The organism is Pseudomonas sp. JQ36, assembly GCF_053851495.1.
Map to the genome: position 1 here is coordinate 3,529,106 of NZ_CM132642.1, position 21,073 is coordinate 3,550,178.

The following is a 21,073-nucleotide window of genomic DNA, read 5'->3' on the forward strand; positions in this document are numbered from 1 at the left end:
CCGCGCCAAGGCCCACTCTCCCTTATTTCGTCCAAGGCAATCGACATGACCGACATTCAGAATAAGAACTACATCATTGCCCTCGATCAGGGTACGACCAGCTCCCGCGCGATCATTTTCGACCGCGACGCGAACGTGGTCTGCACCGCCCAGCGCGAATTCGCCCAGCATTACCCGCAAGCCGGCTGGGTCGAACACGATCCAATGGAAATCTTCGCCACCCAGAGCGCGGTGATGGTCGAAGCACTGGCCCAGGCCGGTCTGCATCACGATCAGGTGGCCGCCATCGGTATCACCAACCAGCGTGAAACCACCGTGGTCTGGGACAAGACCACCGGTCGTCCGGTGTACAACGCCATCGTCTGGCAGTGCCGCCGCAGCACCGAGATCTGCCAGCAGCTCAAGCGCGATGGCCACGAAGAGTACATTCGCGACAACACCGGCCTGGTCACCGACCCGTACTTCTCCGGCACCAAGCTGAAGTGGATCCTCGACAACGTCGAAGGCAGCCGCGAGCGTGCGCGCAACGGCGAACTGCTGTTCGGCACCGTCGACAGCTGGCTGATCTGGAAATTCACCGGCGGCAAGGTGCACGTCACCGACTACACCAACGCCTCGCGCACCATGCTCTTCAACATTCACTCTCTGGAGTGGGATTCGAAGATGCTGGAAATTCTCGACATCCCGCGCGAGATGCTCCCGGAGGTCAAAGCCTCTTCGGAAATCTACGGTCGCACCAAGAGCGGCATCGCCATCGGCGGTATCGCCGGTGACCAGCAAGCGGCACTGTTCGGCCAGATGTGCGTCGAGCCGGGCCAGGCAAAAAACACCTACGGCACCGGCTGCTTCCTGCTGATGAACACCGGCGACAAAGCGGTGAAATCGCAGCACGGCATGCTCACCACCATCGCTTGCGGCCCGCGTGGCGAAGTGGCGTACGCCCTGGAAGGCGCAGTGTTCAACGGCGGTTCGACCGTGCAGTGGCTGCGCGATGAACTGAAGATCGTCAACGACGCTCACGACACCGAATACTTCGCCAATAAAGTGAAGGACAGCAACGGCGTGTACCTGGTACCAGCCTTCACCGGTCTCGGTGCTCCGTACTGGGACCCGTATGCCCGTGGCGCACTGTTCGGCCTGACGCGCGGCGTGCGCGTGGATCACATCATCCGCGCCGCGCTGGAATCGATCGCCTACCAGACCCGCGACGTGCTCGACGCCATGCAACAGGACTCCGGCGAACGCCTCAAGGCCCTGCGTGTGGACGGCGGCGCAGTGGCCAACAATTTCCTCATGCAGTTCCAGGCCGACATCCTCGGCACTCAGGTCGAGCGTCCGCAAATGCGTGAAACCACCGCGCTGGGCGCAGCGTATCTGGCCGGTCTGGCGTGCGGTTTCTGGGGCAGCCTCGACGAACTGCGCGGCAAGGCCGTGATCGAGCGTGAGTTCGAACCGAGCCTGGAAGAAGTCGAGAAAGAGAAACTGTACAAAGGCTGGAAAAAAGCCGTCAGCCGCACCCGTGACTGGGCGCGTGAAGACGCTGAATAAGCCAACCTTCAGAGACTGATAGGCAACTAACTGGTCGGGAGCGGATTCCTGCGGCATCATGGGCAAATTTTGCACGGCAGCCCAAAGGAAGCCCCATGAATCTGCCTCCCCGTCAGCAGCAAATCCTCGAGCTGGTCCGCGAACGCGGCTATGTGAGCATCGAGGAAATGGCCACGCTGTTCGTTGTTACCCCGCAAACCATCCGCCGCGACATCAATCAGCTCGCGGAAGCCAATCTGTTGCGCCGCTACCATGGCGGCGCGGCCTATGATTCAAGCGTCGAAAACACCGCCTATGCGATGCGCGCCGACCAGATGCGCGACGAAAAACAACGCATCGGCGAAGCCATCGCCGCGCAGATCCCCGATCACGCCTCACTGTTCATCAACATCGGCACCACCACCGAATCGATTGCCCGCGCCCTGCTCAATCACAACCATCTGAAGATCATCACCAACAACCTGCACGTCGCCTCGATGCTCAGCGCCAAGGATGATTTCGATGTGCTGCTGACCGGCGGCAACGTGCGCCGTGACGGCGGTGTGGTGGGTCAGGCGAGCGTGGACTTCATCAACCAGTTCAAGGTCGATTTCGCCCTGGTGGGTATCAGCGGCATCGACGAAGACGGTAGCCTGCTCGACTTCGATTATCAGGAAGTGCGCGTGTCGCAGGCGATCATCGCCAATGCGCGGCAGGTGATACTGGCGGCGGACTCGAGCAAATTCGGGCGTAACGCGATGATCCGCCTCGGTCCGATCAGCCTGATCGACTGCCTGGTGACCGATCAGCAGCCGGTGCCGGCACTGGCGCAGTTGCTGAGCCAGCACAAGATTCGTCTGGAAGTCGTTTAAACCCCACTTGGTGCAGCTCCCCTGTGGCGAGGGAGCTTGCTCCCGCTGGGCTGCGAAGCGGCCCCAAAACCATCCAACCCAATTCATCCAGCCACGCCTTGCGCACCGGATTTACGACGGCTGCGCCGCCGAGCGGGAGCAAGCTCCCTCGCCACAAAAGTGCCTCAGCAATTCTAAATGTTCGAAAATTTTCTTTTAGCCGCCCTTCGATGAGTTTTTTCAATCGAACGTGACTGGCTGCGCGCGTCTTTATGGGCTACCATTTTCGCAAATGAACATTTATGTTCGATTTCCAAGACAGAAAATCAAAAGAGCCCGAGGCCAGCCGATGTCCACATCTACCTTGCGTACGCCCCCTATCTCCGAGATCTACGACGTTGCCGTGATTGGCGGCGGGATCAATGGCGTGGGGATCGCAGCGGATGCCGCCGGTCGCGGGCTTTCGGTGTTCCTTTGCGAAAAGGATGACCTGGCCAGCCACACCTCGTCGGCCAGCAGCAAGCTGATCCACGGTGGACTGCGCTACCTCGAACATTACGAATTCCGTCTGGTGCGTGAAGCGCTGGCCGAGCGCGAAGTGCTGCTGGCCAAGGCGCCGCACATCGTCAAGCCGATGCGTTTCGTGCTGCCGCACCGTCCGCACCTGCGCCCGGCGTGGATGATCCGCGCCGGTCTGTTCCTCTATGACAACCTCGGCAAGCGTGAAAAGCTGCCAGGTTCGAAAAGCCTGAAGTTCGGTGCCGACAGCGCATTGAAAAGCGAAATCACCAAAGGCTTCGAATATTCCGATTGCTGGGTCGATGACGCCCGCCTCGTCGTTCTGAACGCCATGGCCGCCCGGGAAAAAGGCGCCCACGTGCACACCCAGACCCGTTGCGTCAGCGCCCGTCGTGCCAAAGGCCTGTGGCACCTGAATCTGGAACGCGCTGACGGCAGCCTGTTTTCGATCACCGCCAAAGCTCTGGTGAACGCGGCCGGCCCGTGGGTCGCCAAGTTCATCCGTGACGACCTGAAGATGGAATCGCCGTACGGCATTCGCCTGATTCAGGGCAGCCATATCATCGTGCCGAAGCTGTATGAAGGCGATCACGCGCACATCCTGCAAAACGAAGATCAGCGCATCGTCTTCACCATTCCGTACCTGAATCACTTCACCCTGATCGGCACCACCGACCGCGAATACACCGGTGACCCGGCGAAAGTGGCAATCACCGACGGCGAAACCGATTACCTGCTGAAAGTGGTCAACGCCCATTTCAAGAAGCAGATCAGCCGCGACGACATCCAGCACAGCTACTCGGGCGTGCGTCCGCTGTGCAATGACGAATCCGACAACCCGTCCGCCGTGACCCGCGATTACACCTTGGCGCTGTCCGGTGGCGGCGAAGAAGCACCGCTGCTGTCAGTGTTCGGCGGCAAGCTGACCACCTACCGCAAACTCGCCGAGTCGGCGATGGCCCAACTAATGCCGTACTTCACCCAGATGCGCCCGAGCTGGACCGCCACCGCGACCCTGCCCGGCGGCGAAGACATGACTACCCCACAGGCCTTGAGCGCGCAGATCCGCGACAAGTTCGACTTCGTCCCGACCGAGATCGCCCGCCGCTGGGCCACCACCTACGGCAGCCGCACCTGGCGCATGCTCGAAGGCGTGGAAACCCTCACCGACATGGGCGAACACCTCGGTGGCGGGCTCTACACCCGCGAGGTCGATTACCTGTGCAGCGAAGAATGGGCCACCACTGCGCACGACATTCTGTGGCGCCGCAGCAAACTGGGCCTGTTCACCACCCCGGCCGAGCAAGAGAAACTGGCGGCTTACCTGGGCAAGGTTGAGCAGAATCGCAAGACTGAAGCGGCCTGACGTTTACAGCGCTTGAAACGAAGCCCCTGAATCTCACGATTCAGGGGCTTTTTTGTTTATCCGGGCTGGCCACTTTACCTGTGGCGAGGGAGCTGCTCCCGCTGGGTCGCGTAGCGGCCCCATTTATGAAAGCGGGCCTGCTGCGCAGTCCAGCGGGAGCAAGCTCCCTCGCCACAAAGGTCGCGCTGCCGAAAACAACCGACGACAGATCGTTCGGATTTCCGAACGCGACCTCCCGGTCAATTCGGATAACCGGATCAGCGTCAGGCAAAAACACCGACACAAAACTTTAATCACCTTATAAATCAAGCAATTAGCCACTATCGACTGGTCTGGCACGACTCATGCTCTACACTCTCTCGACGAATGCCTGCTGTGCCAACACTTCAGGAGCCGTCAGGCATTCGAAGCACAAAAGGGCCGACGAACTGGCTCCATAAAAAAAACAATTCGAGGAAAATTTGATGCGCATCGTTCCCCATATCCTGGGCGCAGCCATTGCGGCCGCTCTGATCAGCACGCCAGTTTTCGCCGCCGAACTCACCGGCACCCTGAAGAAAATCAACGATTCCGGCACCGTCACCCTCGCTCACCGCGACAGTTCCATCCCGTTTTCCTACATCGCGGATGCTTCCGGTAAACCCGTTGGCTACTCCCACGATATTCAGTTGGCCATCGTTGAAGCCCTGAAAAAAGACCTGAACAAGCCAGACCTGCAGGTCAAATACAACCTGGTGACCTCGCAAACCCGTATCCCGCTGATCCAGAACGGCACCGCGGATATCGAGTGTGGTTCCACCACCAACAACGCCGAGCGCGCCCAGCAAGTCGACTTCACCGTCAACATCTTCGAAATCGGCACCCGTCTGCTGGTCAAGAAAGACAAGGATGGCAACCCGTCCTACAAAGACTTCGCCGACCTCAAAGGCAAAAACGTCGTGACCACCGCCGGCACCACGTCCGAGCGCATCATCAAAGCGATGAACGCCGACAAGCAGATGGGCATGAACATCATCTCCGCCAAGGACCACGGTGAATCCTTCAACATGCTGGAAAGCGGCCGCGCCGTTGCCTTCATGATGGACGACGCCCTGCTGGCCGGTGAAGAAGCCAAGGCCAAGAAGCCGGCCGACTGGATCATCACCGGTACGCCGCAGTCGTTCGAAGCCTACGCATGCATGGTTCGCAAGGACGACCCGGCCTTCAAGAAGGCTGTGGATGACGCCATCGTCGGCCTGTTCAAGTCCGGCGAGATCAACAAGATCTACAGCAAGTGGTTCGAGAGCCCGATTCCACCAAAAGGCCTGAACCTGAACTTCCCGATGAGCGACAAGGTAAAAGATCTGATCGCCAACCCGAGCGACAAGCCGGCGCCTGACGTAAAAATCTGATTCCTGACTAACCTTATCACCTGAGGGAGCCATCCTCCCTCAGGCGTCTGTTACCTGCTGGTTTTACAGTGGAACACTCGACCTGGCGGTTTTCGAGCCGATCGCGTGTGCCCGGCGTTCAACGTCGGACGGGAAAGGATCTTCCCCAAGCGGGTGCTTGTACATCGATCGATTTCGAGGGGAGACCCTAATGAATTACAACTGGGACTGGGGCGTGTTCTTCAAGTCCACCGGCGTGGGCAGCGAGACTTATCTCGACTGGTACATCGCCGGCCTGGGCTGGACCATTGCCATCGCCATCGTGGCATGGATCATCGCCTTGCTGCTGGGCTCCATTCTGGGGGTCATGCGCACGGTGCCGAACCGCCTCGTATCGGGCATCGCGACCTGCTACGTCGAACTGTTTCGCAACGTGCCGCTGCTGGTGCAGCTGTTCATCTGGTACTTTCTGGTGCCCGATCTGCTGCCGCAAAACCTGCAGGACTGGTACAAGCAGGATCTGAACCCGACCACCTCGGCCTACCTGAGTGTCGTCATCTGCCTGGGTCTGTTCACCGCTGCCCGAGTCTGCGAGCAAGTGCGCACCGGGATCCAGGCGCTGCCACGCGGCCAGGAATCCGCCGCCCGCGCCATGGGCTTCAAGCTGCCGCAGATTTACTGGAACGTGCTGCTGCCCCAGGCCTACCGCATCATCATTCCGCCGCTGACCTCGGAATTCCTCAACGTCTTCAAGAACTCCTCCGTGGCGTCCTTGATCGGCCTGATGGAACTGCTGGCGCAAACCAAACAGACCGCCGAGTTCTCGGCCAATCTGTTTGAAGCCTTCACCCTGGCCACGCTGATCTACTTCACCCTGAACATGAGCCTGATGCTGCTGATGCGCATGGTCGAGAAGAAAGTTGCCGTGCCCGGCCTGATCTCCGTGGGGGGTAAATAATGGACTTCGATTTCAGCGGCATCATCCCCGCGATTCCGGGCCTGTGGAACGGCATGGTCATGACCTTGCAGTTGATGGTCATGGGCGTGGTCGGCGGCATCGTGCTGGGGACGATCCTCGCGCTGATGCGCCTGTCGTCCAGCAAACTGCTGTCGCGCGTGGCCGGCGCTTACGTGAACTACTTCCGCTCGATCCCGCTGCTGCTGGTGATCACCTGGTTCTACCTGGCGGTACCGTTCGTGCTGCGCTGGATCACTGGCGAAGACACGCCGATCGGTGCGTTCACCTCCTGCGTCGTGGCCTTCATGATGTTCGAAGCCGCGTACTTCTGTGAGATCGTCCGGGCCGGCGTGCAGTCGATCCCCAAAGGCCAGATGGCCGCCGCGCAAGCGATGGGCATGACCTATGGCCAGACCATGCGTCTGATCATCCTGCCCCAGGCGTTCCGCAAGATGACCCCGTTGCTGCTGCAACAGTCGATCATCCTGTTCCAGGACACCTCGCTGGTCTACACCGTGGGCCTGGTGGACTTCCTCAACTCTGCCCGTTCCAGCGGCGACATCATCGGTCGCTCCAACGAGTTCCTGATCTTTGCCGGTGTCGTCTACTTCATCATCAGCTTTTCCGCCTCGCTGCTGGTCAAGCGTCTGCAAAAAAGGTTCGCCGTATGATCTCTATCAAAAACATCAACAAGTGGTATGGCGACTTCCAGGTGCTGACTGATTGCAGCACCGAGGTCAAGAAAGGCGAAGTGATCGTGGTCTGCGGCCCGTCGGGTTCGGGCAAGTCGACCCTGATCAAGTGCGTCAACGCGCTGGAGCCGTTCCAGAAAGGCGACATCGTCGTCGACGGCACTTCGATTGCCGACTCCAAGACCAACCTGCCGAAACTGCGCTCGCGCGTCGGCATGGTGTTCCAGCATTTCGAGCTGTTCCCGCACCTGACCATCACCGAGAACCTGACGATCGCGCAGATCAAGGTGCTGGGCCGCAGCAAGGAAGAGGCGACCAAGAAAGGTCTGCAACTGCTGGAACGCGTCGGTCTGTCGGCACACGCCCACAAGCATCCGGGGCAACTGTCCGGCGGTCAGCAGCAGCGTGTGGCGATTGCCCGTGCACTGGCCATGGACCCGATCGTCATGCTGTTCGACGAACCGACCTCGGCGCTCGACCCGGAAATGGTCAACGAAGTGCTCGACGTCATGGTGCAACTGGCCCAGGAAGGCATGACCATGATGTGCGTGACCCACGAAATGGGCTTCGCCCGCAAAGTGGCTGACCGGGTGATTTTCATGGACGCCGGCAAGATCATCGAAGACTGCCCGAAAGAGGAGTTCTTCGGCGACATCAGTGCCCGCTCCGAACGCGCGCAGCACTTCCTCGAGAAAATCCTGCAGCATTAAAAAACCACACACCGCTCCCCAACTGTGGGAGCGGGCTTGCTCGCGAAGAGGCCGGCACTTTCAACAGCATCGTTGACTGACCTACCGCTTTCGCGAGCAAGCCCGCTCCCACATTGGATCAATGACGATCCAGAGATCTGTGTGGTGGTTGACCCAAGGCAACTGTGATGAAATGCGACCCCAATCTCTATCGCGCAGCGCCGCCATCACTTGCCGTGAAGCCCCGTCTGATTCGCCATCTGTTCCTGCCGCCGCTGATCATCATCCTGATGATCGGACTGGGTTACATCGGCTTCTGGACCAGTGAACATTTCGGCATCCGCAGCCTCAGCGAAAACGGCCAGCGTCAGCTCGAACTGCACGCGCGCACGGTCGAAAGCGAGATCAGCAAATACACCTACCTGCCCAGCCTGCTGGAACTGGAAAGCAGTGTCCCGCAACTGCTGGCCGACCCGACCCCGGAACACCGGCAAACGGTCAATGCTTACCTTGAAGGCCTGAACCGGCGCAGCCGCAGTCGGGCCATCTACGTGATGGACACTACCGGCCGCGTCATGGCCACCAGCAACTGGCGCGACGTCGACAGTTATCTGGGTGAAGACCTGTCCTTTCGCGCCTATTTCCAGAACGCCGTGCGCGGCGAGCCCGGACGTTTCTACGGGATCGGCAGCACCAGCGGCGAACCCGGTTACTACCTCGCCCATGGCCTGGAAGAACACGGCAAGATCATCGGCGTCGCCGTGGTCAAGGTGCGCCTCGAAGCGCTGGAAGAACGCTGGCAGCGCGCACGCCTGGAAGCCTTCGTCAGCGACGAGAACGGCATCATCATTCTCTCCAGCGATCCGGCGCGGCGCCTGAAATCGGTGGTCCCGCTGAGCGATGAAACCAAAGAGAAACTCGCCCGCAGCCTGCAGTATTACTGGTTTCCGCTCAACGAACTGCAACCGCTGGCCCGCGAAACCCTGGCCGACGGTGTGGAGAAACTGACCTTCCCGGCCAACAGCGAACTGAGCGCCGATGACGACAGCATCAGCTACCTGGCGCAGACCCGGCCGCTGAGCGACACGCCATGGAATTTCACCCTGCTCACACCGTTGCAGGACCTGCGCCGCGAAGCGATCAATCAGGCAATCCTGGTGGCGGTGGCTTTCGCGCTGGTGGCATTCCTGCTGATCGCCTGGAACGAGCGACGCAAGGTCATCGCCACCCGCCTTGCGGCCCGCGAAGCCTTGCAGGAAGCCAACAATCAGCTGGAGCGGCGGATCACCGAACGCACCGGCGACCTGCGCGCCAGCAACGAACGGCTGAAGAGCCAGATCCGCGAGCGCCGCCAGGCCGAAGAAACCCTGCGCCGCGCCCAGGACGAACTGGTGCAGGCCGGCAAACTCGCGGCCATCGGCCAGATGTCGACCAGCATCGCTCACGAACTGAACCAGCCGCTGGCGGCGATGCGCACCCTGTCCGGCAACACCATTCGCTTTCTGGAACGCGGCCAGCTCGACGTCGCCAGCACCAACCTCAAGACCATCAATGACCTGATCGACCGCATGGGCCGGATCACCGCCAGCCTGCGCTCGTTCGCCCGCCGTGGTGACGACAAAGGCCAGGCCAGTCTCGGCAAAGCGGTGGACGCCACGCTGCAAGTGCTCGGAGCCCGGGTCGAGAGCGCGTCACTGCAACTGCATCGGCAATTTCTCGACGTGCAGGTGCAGATCGACCAGACCCGCCTCGAACAGATTCTGGTCAACCTGATCGGCAACGCCCTCGACGCCATGCAAGCGCAACCTTCGCCGCAGCTGTGGCTGGAAGGCGAAGAGTTCAACGGCAAATATCGCCTGCGGGTGCGCGACAACGGTCACGGCGTCGATGCCGAAACACGCAAGCATCTGTTCGAGCCGTTCTTCACCACTAAACCTGGTGAACAGGGTCTGGGCCTCGGGCTGACCCTTTCCGCCAGCCTCGCTGCCGCCACCGGCGGGCACCTGGGTGTCGAACACCCGGCCAGCGGTGGCACCACCTTCGTCCTCAGTTTACCGTTGGTAAGCCCTACTCCTGCCGAGCCAATATGAACCACGACCTTAGTGTGCTGATCGTCGAAGACGACCCCCATGTGCTGCTCGGCTGCCAGCAAGCGCTGACCCTGGAAGACATTCCCTGCATCGGCGTCGGCAGTGCCGAAGAAGCGCTGGAGCGGGTCGGCGACAACTTTGCCGGGATCGTCATCAGCGACATTCGCCTGCCCGGCATCGATGGCCTGGAACTGCTGACCCGCCTCAAGCAACGCGACCGCAGCCTGCCGGTGGTGCTGATCACCGGTCATGGCGATATCTCCATGGCCGTCGGCGCAATGCAGAAAGGCGCCTACGATTTCATGGAGAAACCGTTCTCGCCGGAGCGGCTGGTGGACGTCGCTCGTCGCGCACTGGAGCAACGCAGCCTCGCCCGCGAAGTCTCTTCGCTGCGGCGGCAACTGGCCGAACGCGATTCTCTCGAAGGCCGAATCATCGGTCGTTCACCCGCCATGCAGAACCTGCGCGAGTTGATCGCCAACGTCGCCGACACTTCGGCCAACGTGCTGATCGAAGGCGAGACCGGCACCGGCAAGGAACTGGTCGCCCGCTGCCTGCACGACTTCAGTCGCCGCCACAGCAAGCAGTTCGTCGCGCTGAACTGCGGCGGCCTGCCGGAAAACCTCTTCGAAAGCGAGATCTTCGGCCACGAGGCCAACGCCTTTACCGGCGCCGGCAAACGGCGCATCGGCAAGATCGAACACGCCGACGGCGGCACACTGTTCCTCGATGAAGTGGAAAGCATGCCCCTGCCGATGCAGATCAAGCTACTACGGGTATTGCAGGAACGCACCCTCGAACGCCTCGGTTCGAACCAGAGCGTGGCGGTGGATTGCCGGGTGATTGCCGCGACCAAATCCGACCTCGACGAAACGAGCAAGGCCGGTGAGTTCCGCAGCGACTTGTACTACCGCCTCAACGTGGTGACCCTGGAACTGCCGCCACTGCGCGAGCGCCGCGAAGACATCCTGCAACTGTTCGAGCACTTCAGCCAGCAGTCGGCGCTGCGTTTCGACCGGGTGTTGCCGGAGCTGGACAACCAGACCCTGTCGAACCTGATGAGCCACGACTGGCCGGGCAACGTGCGCGAACTGCGTAACGTCGCCGAGCGCTTTGCCCTCGGTCTGCCGGCCTTCAAGAAATCCGGCGCCAGCGGCGGCGGTCAGGGTCTGGCATTTGCCGAAGCAGTGGAAGCGTTCGAACGCAACCTGCTCAATGACGCCTTGCAACGCAGCGGCGGCAACCTGACCCAGGCCAGTCTGGAATTGGGCATGGCCAAGACCACGCTGTTCGACAAAGTGAAAAAATACGGGTTGAGCCACTGATGGATCTGATACTCAAAGCGGCACTCGGCGCGGCGGTGGTGGTGATCCTGGCCGCGCTGTCGAAAACCAAAAACTATTACATCGCCGGACTGGTGCCGCTGTTTCCGACCTTTGCCCTGATCGCCCATTACATCGTCGGCAAGGGCCGCTCGATCGACGATCTGAAGGCGACGATTGTGTTCGGCATGTGGTCGATCATTCCGTACTTCATCTATCTGGCGACGCTGTACGTGATGGTTGACCGCATGCGTCTGGAGGCTTCACTGGCGGTGGCGGTGGTCGCGTGGCTGATCGCGGCGACCGTGCTGGTCACGGTCTGGGTGCGCCTGCACGCCTGATCACAGCCCGCTCCCTCAAGCGAACCGCATTGCAAATGTGGGAGCGGGCTTGCTCGCGAAGAGGCCCGAATCAACACCGCCAAAACCTCAGCTATAACAGCTTGCCGCCTGCCACCGGCTCGATCTGCGCCCAGTGCGACGTGTCTTCACGATGCGCCTGCAAATACGGCAACACCGCCGCCAGCAAGGGCGCCTTGAACGCTTCCTGAAAACGATGGGCCAGCCCCGGAATCAGTTTCAACTGACTGCCGCGAATGTGCGCCGCCAGATGCACGCCGTGCATCACCGGCAACAGCGGATCGGCCGTGCCGTGCACCACCAGCGTCGGCACGCGCAATTGATTGAGCAAGGCCACCCGGCTCGGCTCGGCGAGAATCGCCATGATTTGCCGTTTCACACCTTCAGGATTGAACGCCCGGTCGTAGGCCTCCGCCGCCTGATGCAACAACGCCTGCCGGTCATCGGTCACCGCGGGGCTGCCGAGCGCGGCCAGCAGATCGGCCTGCTGCTCCAGCGCCACCTCGCGATTCGGCGCGCCACGCCGGGCCAACAATTGCACCAGTGCAGCACTGGGCGCCGGCAAACCTTCGGCGCCGGAACTGGTCATGATCAGCGTCAGGCTCTCCACCCGTTGTGGCGCCATTGCCGCCATATGCTGGGCGATCATCCCGCCCATGCTCGCGCCCAATACGTGAAACTGCTCGACGTGCAAAGCGTCCATCAAGCCCAGCGCATCGTCGGCCATGTCCGTCAGCGAATAGGGCGCCGACACCGGCAAGCCGAGTTTGTAGCGCAGCACTTCAAAGGTCAGGTTGGCCTCGGCCGGTGCCTGCCGCCAGGTCGACAGGCCGACATCGCGGTTGTCATAACGGATCACCCGAAAGCCCTGCTGACACAGCGCAACCACCACTTCGTCCGGCCAGTGGATCAACTGACCGCCCAGGCCCATGACCAGCAACAGCGCCGGATCCGAAGCACGGCCGATGCTCTGGTAGGCAATGCTCACTTGTTGCAGATCGACATGCTCGGTCGGAACATTCACGTCGCAACGCGCCGCCGCGAACGCTGACGTACCGAATAAAAACGCGGCCAAAACGGCCGCGAGCGAAAAAAATCCCTTGATCATGAAAAACACCGAAACGCAGAACCCCAGTAGAGCGCGAGTCTGATGAAGTTTGTTCAAGCGCGCTGCCACAGTTACGTGACAGTTTGATGAAGATTGCCGAGCGGTCATTTGTGCAGGCCGTTCAGCAGGCGGACACACTCTGCAAACAGACCACTGCAAAGCGATACCCGAGTACCGCACCCGCCTCCGACGGCTGACCTCTAATGGCTTGAAATCCGGCTCAGCCCGGCCTTTCAAGTCATTGGAATCCTTTCGTCATGTTCGACCTCCCCACCCCCGCCACGGTCGATTTCGGCCTGCCCCATTCGTTGCCGAAGAACCTCGATCAGAACCTCTTCCAACAGGCCAGCGCGCGTCTGCGCGATTGTCATCGGCAGTGGCTGGAATTGATGGCGCAAGCCACACGCGACGACTGGGATCAGCGCGCAACCGGCACGCCGTTTTCGTGTCGGGATCAGGCGCTGCTTATCTATCGCCAGCACTTCGAGGCGAGCTGCCTGTATGCCCATGCACAAGGAACTCTGCAGGCTGCGCCCCTGCAGAGGCTGCTGACCAGCGTTGACCCGCAGACCACACGCAGCGACGTTGCCATCCGCCAGCCACGGCTCGCACGTAGTGATGAGAGCCAGCTCACCTTGCCCGGGGCGCTGCTGATTCGTCTCGACCCGACGCAACATTTACTGTATCTGCCCTCGCACGACCCGGCACTGCAGCTGTTCAGCCAACACGCCGATCTGCAGGACTGGCTGATCAGCCATTGCCGGCAGAGCGGGCAATACTCACAGCTGGAGGCGGTGACGCTGGTCGAATCGGTGCTCGGTCAGGATCCGCTGCGCCTCAACCTGCAAATGCTGTTCACGGCTTCAGCGTCGACGAGCGATGTCCACAAGCTGATCGGCGCACCGTCCGAACATTCGATCGAGGCATTGCCTGCCTCCGACGACGTCGCGCTGTTCGGTCTGCTGAGTCCGGACATTCCTTTCAACCAGCGCAGTCGGGCGCTTGACGTTGAGCAGCGGGCCCTCGAACGCTTGCTCGGCAAAACCGCTGCGGCAGAGCTGAACAACCCGCAACGGCAACAACTGGCGCAGCATTTCGACGCGCTGAGTGAAGCCCGGCAAGCCAGCCACGCTGCGGCATCAGCACTGCTCGAAAGCCGCAATCCGCTGAAAATGCTCGAGCTGCGCCATGCCACGAACGTCCATCACCACGCCCTGCTTCAGGCCCGTGTCGCCGGGCTGCGCGCCGAGGTCGAGCTGCAAAGGGCGCTGGATCAACTGACCGTCGAGGAGCATCGGCGAATCATCGCGATGCTGGACGCACCGGGGCGCCACTTGCCGACGGCGTACGGGGTTATCGCCCGCCTATCGCTGGCGGCGGCAGACCAGAACAATACCGCCGTCGAGGAGCTGCATGGCGTACTGATCATAGCGACGACCGCCGCACTGGAGCCTGAGTCGAGCAACAGCCTGCTGGTTTACTGGCCGGGCGAGTTCGGCGGGCTGCAACGTTTTACTTCACGTACAGCGCTGGCACAGGACCTGTTCAAACATTCGCCGAACGACGGCGGGCTGACCCTCCATCTGACGCCGCTCACGGGGGAGCCTCTGGCCTGGTCTCTTGATCGACAGCTCTATCAATGCGAACAACAGGCCGCGCAGGTCCTGCGGGACAACCCGCTGCCCGGCCGTGCCGACCAACGCCGGGCCGAGATGGAAAAGCTGCGCGAACAACACCTGCCACGCCTGACCGTAGCGGTCGCACAGGCCCGTGAACGGGCATTTACCGAACGTCAGGCGCAAGACCGCAGCGCGGCGCTGGCCGGCAACCTGCCGGCATGGTTTGAAAAGCTGGACGACGCACCACGTGCACGGATCAAAACGCTGATCAGCCAGTACCTCGGCGCCATGCAACGCGCTCATGCGTTGCTCGAACGGGAATTACCGCCGCGTCAGGCCTTCGCCGAACAGCGCATCGACGCCCGCTTGCGCGCAGACTTCGCGCTCAAACAAAGCGTGAGCGTGAGCCTCGACCTGCCCGACTCGACCTTCTGGCAAAAGACCGTGATGGAAGGCGCCGCGCCTGGCACACCGCAACGCAATATCCTGACCGCGAGCGACCAGCGCGGCGAGCTCACCCTTGAACAACTGGCACAGGAAAACATCGATCAGGACATGGAGTGGCGCCTGTCCTTCATGCGGGCCAGGATCAGCGCCGAGAACGCCACTGATCGAGAGCGCCTCGAAGCCGGGATCACCCCGGTCTATTTGCGCAAACTGGTGACCGAGCTGGATCTGCCCGGACGTTACGAAGAACTGATTCGCCAGGCATTTCTCGGCGCGCCGGGAGAACCGGCGTTTCAGCAGGCCTGGCGCCGCGAGTGCCTGAGCGAACCGTGGCGGCTGATGCTTCGGTTGCAAGGTGAATTCGCCCTGCTGCAACGGCACATCGACAGTGCCGGCCATGCCGTGCTGAAGGTCGCCATCAATGCGACTACACCTCAGGCGTATGCCGTTAATGGACAACACATCGCGCTGCTGCCGGTGCACCTGACGGTCGGTGGAGAGGACACCGCGCATCAGGGTCCGAGCACGCTCGCGGGTGTCACGTTCATTGTCGAGCAAACCAGTGGCCTGACCTTGCTCTACTTGCCCGACAGCACCGACGCCATCTTCCTGCGTCAGTACGAAACACTGGAACAGGCGCGGGTGGATCTGTTCAAGCGTTGTGTGGACAGCAAAATGGTCAGCTACCTGGCCGGACGCGCGGTAAGCGGCGAGTTTGCCAGCCATGTCAGCCGGATCAACCAGGCACAACTGCGCAATTTCGATGCGCTGATCGGCGTCGGGATGGCCTGGCCGACGACCACATCGCTGGCCACTCATTTACTGAACGTGCACATGGGCCGGTTGCTGGAGGCCCATCGCAGCAGTTCACGTTCCAACGATGCGTTGTATCTCGAACGCTGTGCACTGAAGTCCGGGGCGTTGTTCAACTATCTGAAAATGGCCATCGGCATGTTGCCGTTCGTGGGCACGGCGGTGGCCCTGTATGACGCCTGGAACAGCGCCAATCTGGCCGTCGCGGCGTTCTTGCGCGGCGAACTCGGGCATGGGCTGGCGGAGGTGGAGGCGGTGCTGCTGTCGCTGATCGACGCGGCAATGGATGTGCTTCCCGGAACCGTCTCGGCCCCCGCAGCCGCACGTCTGGCCAGCCGCCAGCGGCAACGCGCGGCATTGGGCAGATCCGCCGCGATGTCGACGTCCTGGCAATGGGCACGGCAGTCGCTCGAGCGTTTCAAGGGTTACGAGTACGAATTCGACATCTCCCTCGCCGGCCTGCACCCGGCCACCCACGGTGTCTATCGCAACGTCTACCGCCACGCCGATGGTGACTTCATCGTTCGTCAGGGCCGCATCTATCGGGTTCAGCTCAGCGATGCGCCACGTGGCTGGAGGCTTTACGGCACATGGATGCGCAGCTACAAACAACCGATCGCCCTCGACGAAAACGGCCAGTGGAACACCCATTACGCGGTGTACGGCACCGTTATGGACGGCGGCGGTGCTGGCGGCGGCGCCGTGCTCGGACATCTTGCCGACGGCATGGACCCGCTCTGGCCCGCGCCAATTCGCCAGTGGTTACCGCGCTGGTGGACCGATCGGCAACTGCGCAGGCAATTGACCCTGACCAACACCGCCGACGCCTATACCCGGCGCCTTGAAACCCAGACACGTGCTACCAACCAGTTGCTGGAGAACTATCAGAAACTCGACGTTGCCCAGCGCAAGCCACTACACACAGCAGTCGACGCAGCATGCCTGAATGACATCGACCTCGCGATCGCCCAATACGACAACCTTGCCGAACTGTTGCCCCTGAGCCATGGCCGCAAGCGTCTGCAGATCGAAGACATCCGCAGCCGCTGTGCCTGGATCGTGGTCGACCGCGCCGTGCAGCGCGTCACCGTCGCCCGCGACCGCTTGCTGGAACACCTGAACCGGATCGACGCGCTGGTCGCCGAGTCCGATGCCACCCCCTTCGACAATACAGCGACCCATATAAAACTCATGGCCCGGCGCAAGCAGGTACGCAAGGATTTCCTCAAGGAGTTCGATCAACTGCACGCGATCACCGAGCAGGCCAACCTGTGGAACAACCGCATCAGCAAACAAGCGCAGAAAGTCCGGATGGCGAAAGACATGACCGCGCTCAACCGCAACCTTGGCGACAACACGCACCACTACCTGAGGACTGCGCATCTGCTGGAAATCATTACCCGCTACGACGCGGTCAGCGACCTGTCATGGGTGTATTTTCATACCCAACTCAAAGACGCCCGGGTCAAGGTCGGGCGCGCGCTCCTGACCCAGCATCACCTGCCAGAAGTCAGCGCCAGCCTGGTCGAGCGCAAACAGGTGATTGAGGATTGCCTGCAGATCTATGCCGGTTTTCGTCGTCAGCTCAACGCCTGGACGCTGGGTTATGCGCAGCATCTGGATCTGGAACAGGTCGGGCCATTCCTCGATGGCCTGACCAAGGTCGAAGCACACGCGCGGCACTCGATCAAACAGCGCCCGCCGATCAGACCGAGAGAGCCGGGCGGCAAGCAACTGTTCGAAACCGAGGACAACCAATTGCTGATCGGTACCGAAAGCATTGACCCCGGCACCCGGGAAAAACGCTTTACCGTCGAAGGCATCGACGGTTTCCGCGAAACCTGGCTGCCGCGCTCCAGCGGCAAATATCATCTGCAAGCCCGCCCCGCACCCGCCCCAACAGCGCTGCCAACCGATGTTCAACCATTGCTTGCCGAAGCGCGCAAACGTCTGGAGGCGGTTGCGGCCTACAGCGCCAAGGTGCAGGGCTACACTCGTCAGGACATGTTGCCGGTGGATCTGGAACACATGTTCAGCAGCGAAGCGACCGAGCTGAGCACCCGCGCCCAGGCCATCGAACGGCTGTCGCCGAGCGAACCGCTGGTGCTGCAATTGCACGCCATGGCCGATGAACTGCGACGTAGCGGTCGTACCCTGCGCATTGATCAGTCACTGCGCAGCAAGACACCCACCGAAGGCTATCTGGATTATTTGCTGCAACAGCAAGTGGTGGAGATTCGCAAGGAAGGATCGCTGCGGGCATTGGGCAAACGCGCTGACGGACGCAAGGATTTCCTTCAGGAATATCAGGTGCGCGACCTCACCCGCACGCCCCCGCGCACGTTGTGGTATGCGCACTTTCACTACACCTCGGACAAGGTGCCGTTCGCCGACTTTGTCAAAGCGCATCTGAAATTGCCGGAGCAACGCAATCTCGGTTTGCAATGGCAGCAGGCCCAGGCTGCCGGTGGCACACAGGTCGAGACGATTTGGCGCGGCGACATCGGCAAACCGCTGGGCATCCAGCACTTCGCTGATCTCTAGAGCAAAACCGGCGGGGCACTGACTGTGCCCCGCTGCTGTTTGAGCGGTCGACAGCGCCTTCAACATGAGACAAACTCACCGTCTTCGAATTTGTCACAAATTTTCCTCATAGGGCCAGCCGTGCTTGAAATCCGTCATCTGAAAACCCTGCACGCCCTGCGCGAGGCCGACAGTCTGGTCGATGCCGCCGACCGCCTGCACCTGACCCAATCGGCGCTGTCGCACCAGTTCAAGGAACTGGAGGAACGCCTGGGTATGCCATTGTTCGTGCGCAAGACCAAACCGGTGCGCTTCACCAGCGCCGGCCTGCGCCTGCTGCAACTGGCTGATGCGACCCTGCCACTGCTGCGCGCCGCCGAACGCGACATCAGTCGTCTGGCCGGTGGCACCGCCGGGCGCCTGCACATGGCGATCGAATGCCACAGCTGTTTCCAGTGGCTGATGCCGACCATCGACCAGTTCCGCGACGCCTGGCCGGAAGTCGAACTCGACCTCGCCTCGGGCTTCGCCTTCGCCCCGCTACCGGCGCTGGCCCGCGGCGATCTGGACCTGGTGGTGACTTCCGATCCGCTGGACATCGCCGGCATCACTTACGTGCCGCTGTTCACTTACGAAGCGATGCTCGCGGTGGCCAACCAGCACCCGCTGGCGAGCAAACCGTACATCGTCCCCGAAGACCTGCTGACGGAAACGCTGATCACCTACCCGGTGGAACGCGATCGGCTGGACATCTTCACCCGCTTCCTCGAACCGGCCGACATCGAACCGGCGCAAGTGCGCACCTCGGAGCTGTCGGTGATGATGATGCAACTGGTCGCCAGCGGCCGTGGCGTCTGCGGCATGCCGCACTGGGCGCTGCACGAATACAGCTCGCGCGGTTACGTGAAGGCCAAGCGGCTGGGAGAGAAAGGTCTGTTTGCCACGCTGTACGCGGCGATCCGCGCCGACATGCTCGATGCACCGTACATGCGCGATTTCCTGCTGACGGCCAAGGACACTTCCTTCTCGACGCTGGATGGGGTCAGCGCGGTTCGCTGAACTGCATTGTGGGAGCGGGCTTGCTCGCGAATGCGGTGTCTCAGTCACAGGGATATCAACTGACCGATTGCCTTCGCGAGCAAGCCCGCTCCCACAAGGGCTCAGTGAGAAATCAGAGTTGTCGCCACATGTGAATCTTGTCGAAGTAGTCTTCGCCGACCCGTACCGCCAGCGGCTCCAGTCCGAACTGGATGAAGCCGCAGCGCTGGTACAGCTTGAACGCGGCGTCGTTGCCAGCGGTGACGGTCAGTTGGATCAGTTTCAGTGCCGGATGGGTGTACGCTTCGGCGATGGCAGCCTGCACCAATTCATGGCCCAGACCGTGCAGGCGAAAATCAGCTGATACGTACATGCCGAACAGGGTCGACTTGTGCCGGGCCTTTTCCCGAGGTTCGAACGCCAGGCCGACGATGCCGGCCAGTGTGCCTTCCTCGAACGCGCCGAACACCACGTCGAGCTTGCTGGTCAGCCGCGCTTCCCACCAGCTCAGCGGCATCACCGCGCGCTCGCGCACGCTGGAGGTGAAGGCCTGCGGATGGCGGTCGTAGGCTTCAAGCATCAGCTCGCGGTAAGCCAGCGCATGACTGGCGTCGAGGCGCTCGATCCACATGCTCAGGCCGACCTGCGTTGTTCAAGCATCAGACGCACGGCAAGGCCGCCCAGCACAAACCCCATGAAGTAACGTTGCAGCGCCAGCCATGTCGGGTTGCGCACGAACCACGACGCGATGCCCGCCGCGAACAGCGCGATCAGCAGATTGACGCTGAAACTGACGCTGATCTGGGTCAGACCAAGAATGATGCTCTGGGTGAACACCGAGCCGTGTTCGGGGGTGATGAATTGCGGAAACACCGAGAGATAGAACACGGCGATTTTCGGGTTCAGTGCGCTGGTAAGAAAGCCCATGGTGATCAGTTTGCGTGACGAGTCCGCCGGCAGTTGCTGCGCTTCGAACGGCGAGCGCGCACCGGGTCTGACCGCTTGCCAGGCCAGCCACAGCAGGTACAGCGCACCGGCCCACTTCAGCACTTCATAAGCCATCGGCACCGCCAGAAACACCGCGGTCAAACCCGCCGCTGCTGCAAACATGTGCACGAAAAATCCCGCGACCACCCCGAGTAACGAGGTGACCCCGGCCTTGCGCCCCTGACAGATCGAACGCGAGATCAGGTAGATCATGTTCGGCCCCGGCGTCAGTACCATCAACAGCGCGGCAGCGGCGAAGATCAGCAGGTCTTGAAGCGGGATCATGGTAGGCGTCCTGTGCGTGGAGGATCAGGCGATCGCGGTCAGTGAGCTGCGATAAAACGGCAGGATCAGGTCGCGTGTCAATGGCGCCAGAATCACAGCAGGATCAGTCGCGGGATCGATCCAGATCACTTCCTCGATTTCGGCAGCGGGCATCACATCGGCGTCGATCGTCAGCTGAAAAATCTCCGCTTGCACGACAAACCCCGGCTCGTTGGCTGCCGGCGCCGAGAACTGGCCAAGGAAGCAGGCCTGCGCCGGGTCGATCCGCAGGCCCAGCTCTTCTTCCAGCTCGCGGGCCAGTGCGTGCACCGGCAACTCATGGGCTTCGATCTTGCCGCCCGGTTGCATGAACGCCGTGGTGCCGCGCTTGCGCACCAGCAGGGTCTGGCCTTCGGCATTGAGCAGCAGCGCAGCGGCAATTCGAATGAGGCCGGAAGGCTGAGTGGGAAAAGTCGACATACAAGAAAAGCCTTTGGCGCAAAAACGGCAAGCATCACATGCTTGCCGTTG

The 21,073-nt window shown here is 61.3% G+C and carries 16 protein-coding genes; 12 read left to right on the forward strand and 4 right to left on the reverse strand.

Annotated features, from left to right (window positions below; all coding sequences use genetic code 11):
* Positions 1-45: 45 nt before the first annotated feature.
* The 10 genes from glpK to ACS4NR_RS15865 all read left to right on the forward strand — a co-directional run bounded on the left by glpK (position 46) and on the right by ACS4NR_RS15865 (position 11,725).
* Positions 46-1,548, forward strand: a complete 1,503-nt coding sequence (gene glpK, locus ACS4NR_RS15820; RefSeq protein WP_095136946.1) for a glycerol kinase GlpK — start codon at positions 46-48, stop codon at positions 1,546-1,548.
* Positions 1,549-1,643: 95 nt separating this feature from the next.
* Positions 1,644-2,399: a DeoR/GlpR family transcriptional regulator gene (locus ACS4NR_RS15825; RefSeq protein WP_007916700.1), complete on the forward strand. Its 756-nt coding sequence runs from the start codon at positions 1,644-1,646 to the stop codon at positions 2,397-2,399.
* Between the two features lie 328 nt (positions 2,400-2,727).
* Positions 2,728-4,263 (forward strand): glycerol-3-phosphate dehydrogenase, encoded by a 1,536-nt coding sequence (glpD, locus tag ACS4NR_RS15830; protein ID WP_456017844.1) that lies wholly within the window; start codon positions 2,728-2,730, stop codon positions 4,261-4,263.
* 464 nt (positions 4,264-4,727) lie between these two features.
* Positions 4,728-5,654, forward strand: a complete 927-nt coding sequence (locus ACS4NR_RS15835; protein WP_095136944.1) for a glutamate/aspartate ABC transporter substrate-binding protein — start codon at positions 4,728-4,730, stop codon at positions 5,652-5,654.
* A gap of 190 nt (positions 5,655-5,844) precedes the next feature.
* A complete protein-coding gene (locus ACS4NR_RS15840) occupies positions 5,845-6,591 on the forward strand; it encodes an amino acid ABC transporter permease (protein ID WP_095136943.1) in 747 nt (248 codons plus the stop codon).
* Positions 6,591-7,262, forward strand: a complete 672-nt coding sequence (locus tag ACS4NR_RS15845) for an amino acid ABC transporter permease (RefSeq protein ID WP_003227756.1) — start codon at positions 6,591-6,593, stop codon at positions 7,260-7,262. The genes ACS4NR_RS15840 and ACS4NR_RS15845 overlap by 1 nt, the downstream gene beginning before the upstream one ends.
* A complete protein-coding gene (locus ACS4NR_RS15850) occupies positions 7,259-7,993 on the forward strand; it encodes an amino acid ABC transporter ATP-binding protein (RefSeq protein ID WP_095136942.1) in 735 nt (244 codons plus the stop codon). Before ACS4NR_RS15845 ends, ACS4NR_RS15850 begins: the two co-directional genes overlap by 4 nt.
* Before the next feature lie 167 nt (positions 7,994-8,160).
* A complete protein-coding gene (gene aauS, locus ACS4NR_RS15855; protein WP_095136941.1) occupies positions 8,161-10,062 on the forward strand; it encodes a two-component sensor histidine kinase AauS in 1,902 nt (633 codons plus the stop codon).
* Positions 10,059-11,387: a two-component response regulator AauR gene (gene aauR / locus ACS4NR_RS15860; RefSeq protein ID WP_456017845.1), complete on the forward strand. Its 1,329-nt coding sequence runs from the start codon at positions 10,059-10,061 to the stop codon at positions 11,385-11,387. The genes aauS and aauR overlap by 4 nt, the downstream gene beginning before the upstream one ends.
* An 8-nt stretch (positions 11,388-11,395) precedes the next feature.
* A complete protein-coding gene (locus ACS4NR_RS15865; protein WP_443532756.1) occupies positions 11,396-11,725 on the forward strand; it encodes a GlpM family protein in 330 nt (109 codons plus the stop codon).
* A gap of 91 nt (positions 11,726-11,816) precedes the next feature.
* On the opposite strand, the gene ACS4NR_RS15870 is transcribed toward ACS4NR_RS15865, so the two are convergent.
* Entirely contained in the window at positions 11,817-12,851 is a 1,035-nt protein-coding gene (locus tag ACS4NR_RS15870) for an alpha/beta fold hydrolase (RefSeq protein ID WP_456017846.1), read from the reverse strand.
* A 257-nt stretch (positions 12,852-13,108) separates the two neighbouring features.
* Between ACS4NR_RS15870 and ACS4NR_RS15875 the strand changes: the two genes are divergently transcribed.
* Positions 13,109-18,274 (forward strand): dermonecrotic toxin domain-containing protein, encoded by a 5,166-nt coding sequence (locus tag ACS4NR_RS15875; protein ID WP_456017847.1) that lies wholly within the window; start codon positions 13,109-13,111, stop codon positions 18,272-18,274.
* A gap of 120 nt (positions 18,275-18,394) precedes the next feature.
* Entirely contained in the window at positions 18,395-19,312 is a 918-nt protein-coding gene (gene metR, locus ACS4NR_RS15880) for a transcriptional regulator MetR (protein ID WP_007968856.1), read from the forward strand.
* Positions 19,313-19,424: 112 nt separating this feature from the next.
* Here metR and ACS4NR_RS15885 read toward each other — a convergent pair whose 3' ends face one another.
* From ACS4NR_RS15885 to ACS4NR_RS15895, 3 genes are read right to left on the reverse strand one after another with little or no spacing between them, the layout of a single operon-like run.
* Positions 19,425-19,922: an N-acetyltransferase family protein gene (locus tag ACS4NR_RS15885; protein WP_456017848.1), complete on the reverse strand. Its 498-nt coding sequence runs from the start codon at positions 19,920-19,922 to the stop codon at positions 19,425-19,427.
* Positions 19,923-19,924: 2 nt separating this feature from the next.
* Positions 19,925-20,563 carry a LysE family translocator gene (locus tag ACS4NR_RS15890; RefSeq protein ID WP_095136935.1) on the reverse strand — a complete coding sequence of 213 codons (639 nt, stop codon included), beginning with the start codon at positions 20,561-20,563 and terminating at the stop codon, positions 19,925-19,927.
* A 24-nt stretch (positions 20,564-20,587) separates the two neighbouring features.
* A complete protein-coding gene (locus tag ACS4NR_RS15895) occupies positions 20,588-21,022 on the reverse strand; it encodes an NUDIX hydrolase (protein WP_456017849.1) in 435 nt (144 codons plus the stop codon).
* Between the last annotated feature and the right edge of the window lie 51 nt (positions 21,023-21,073).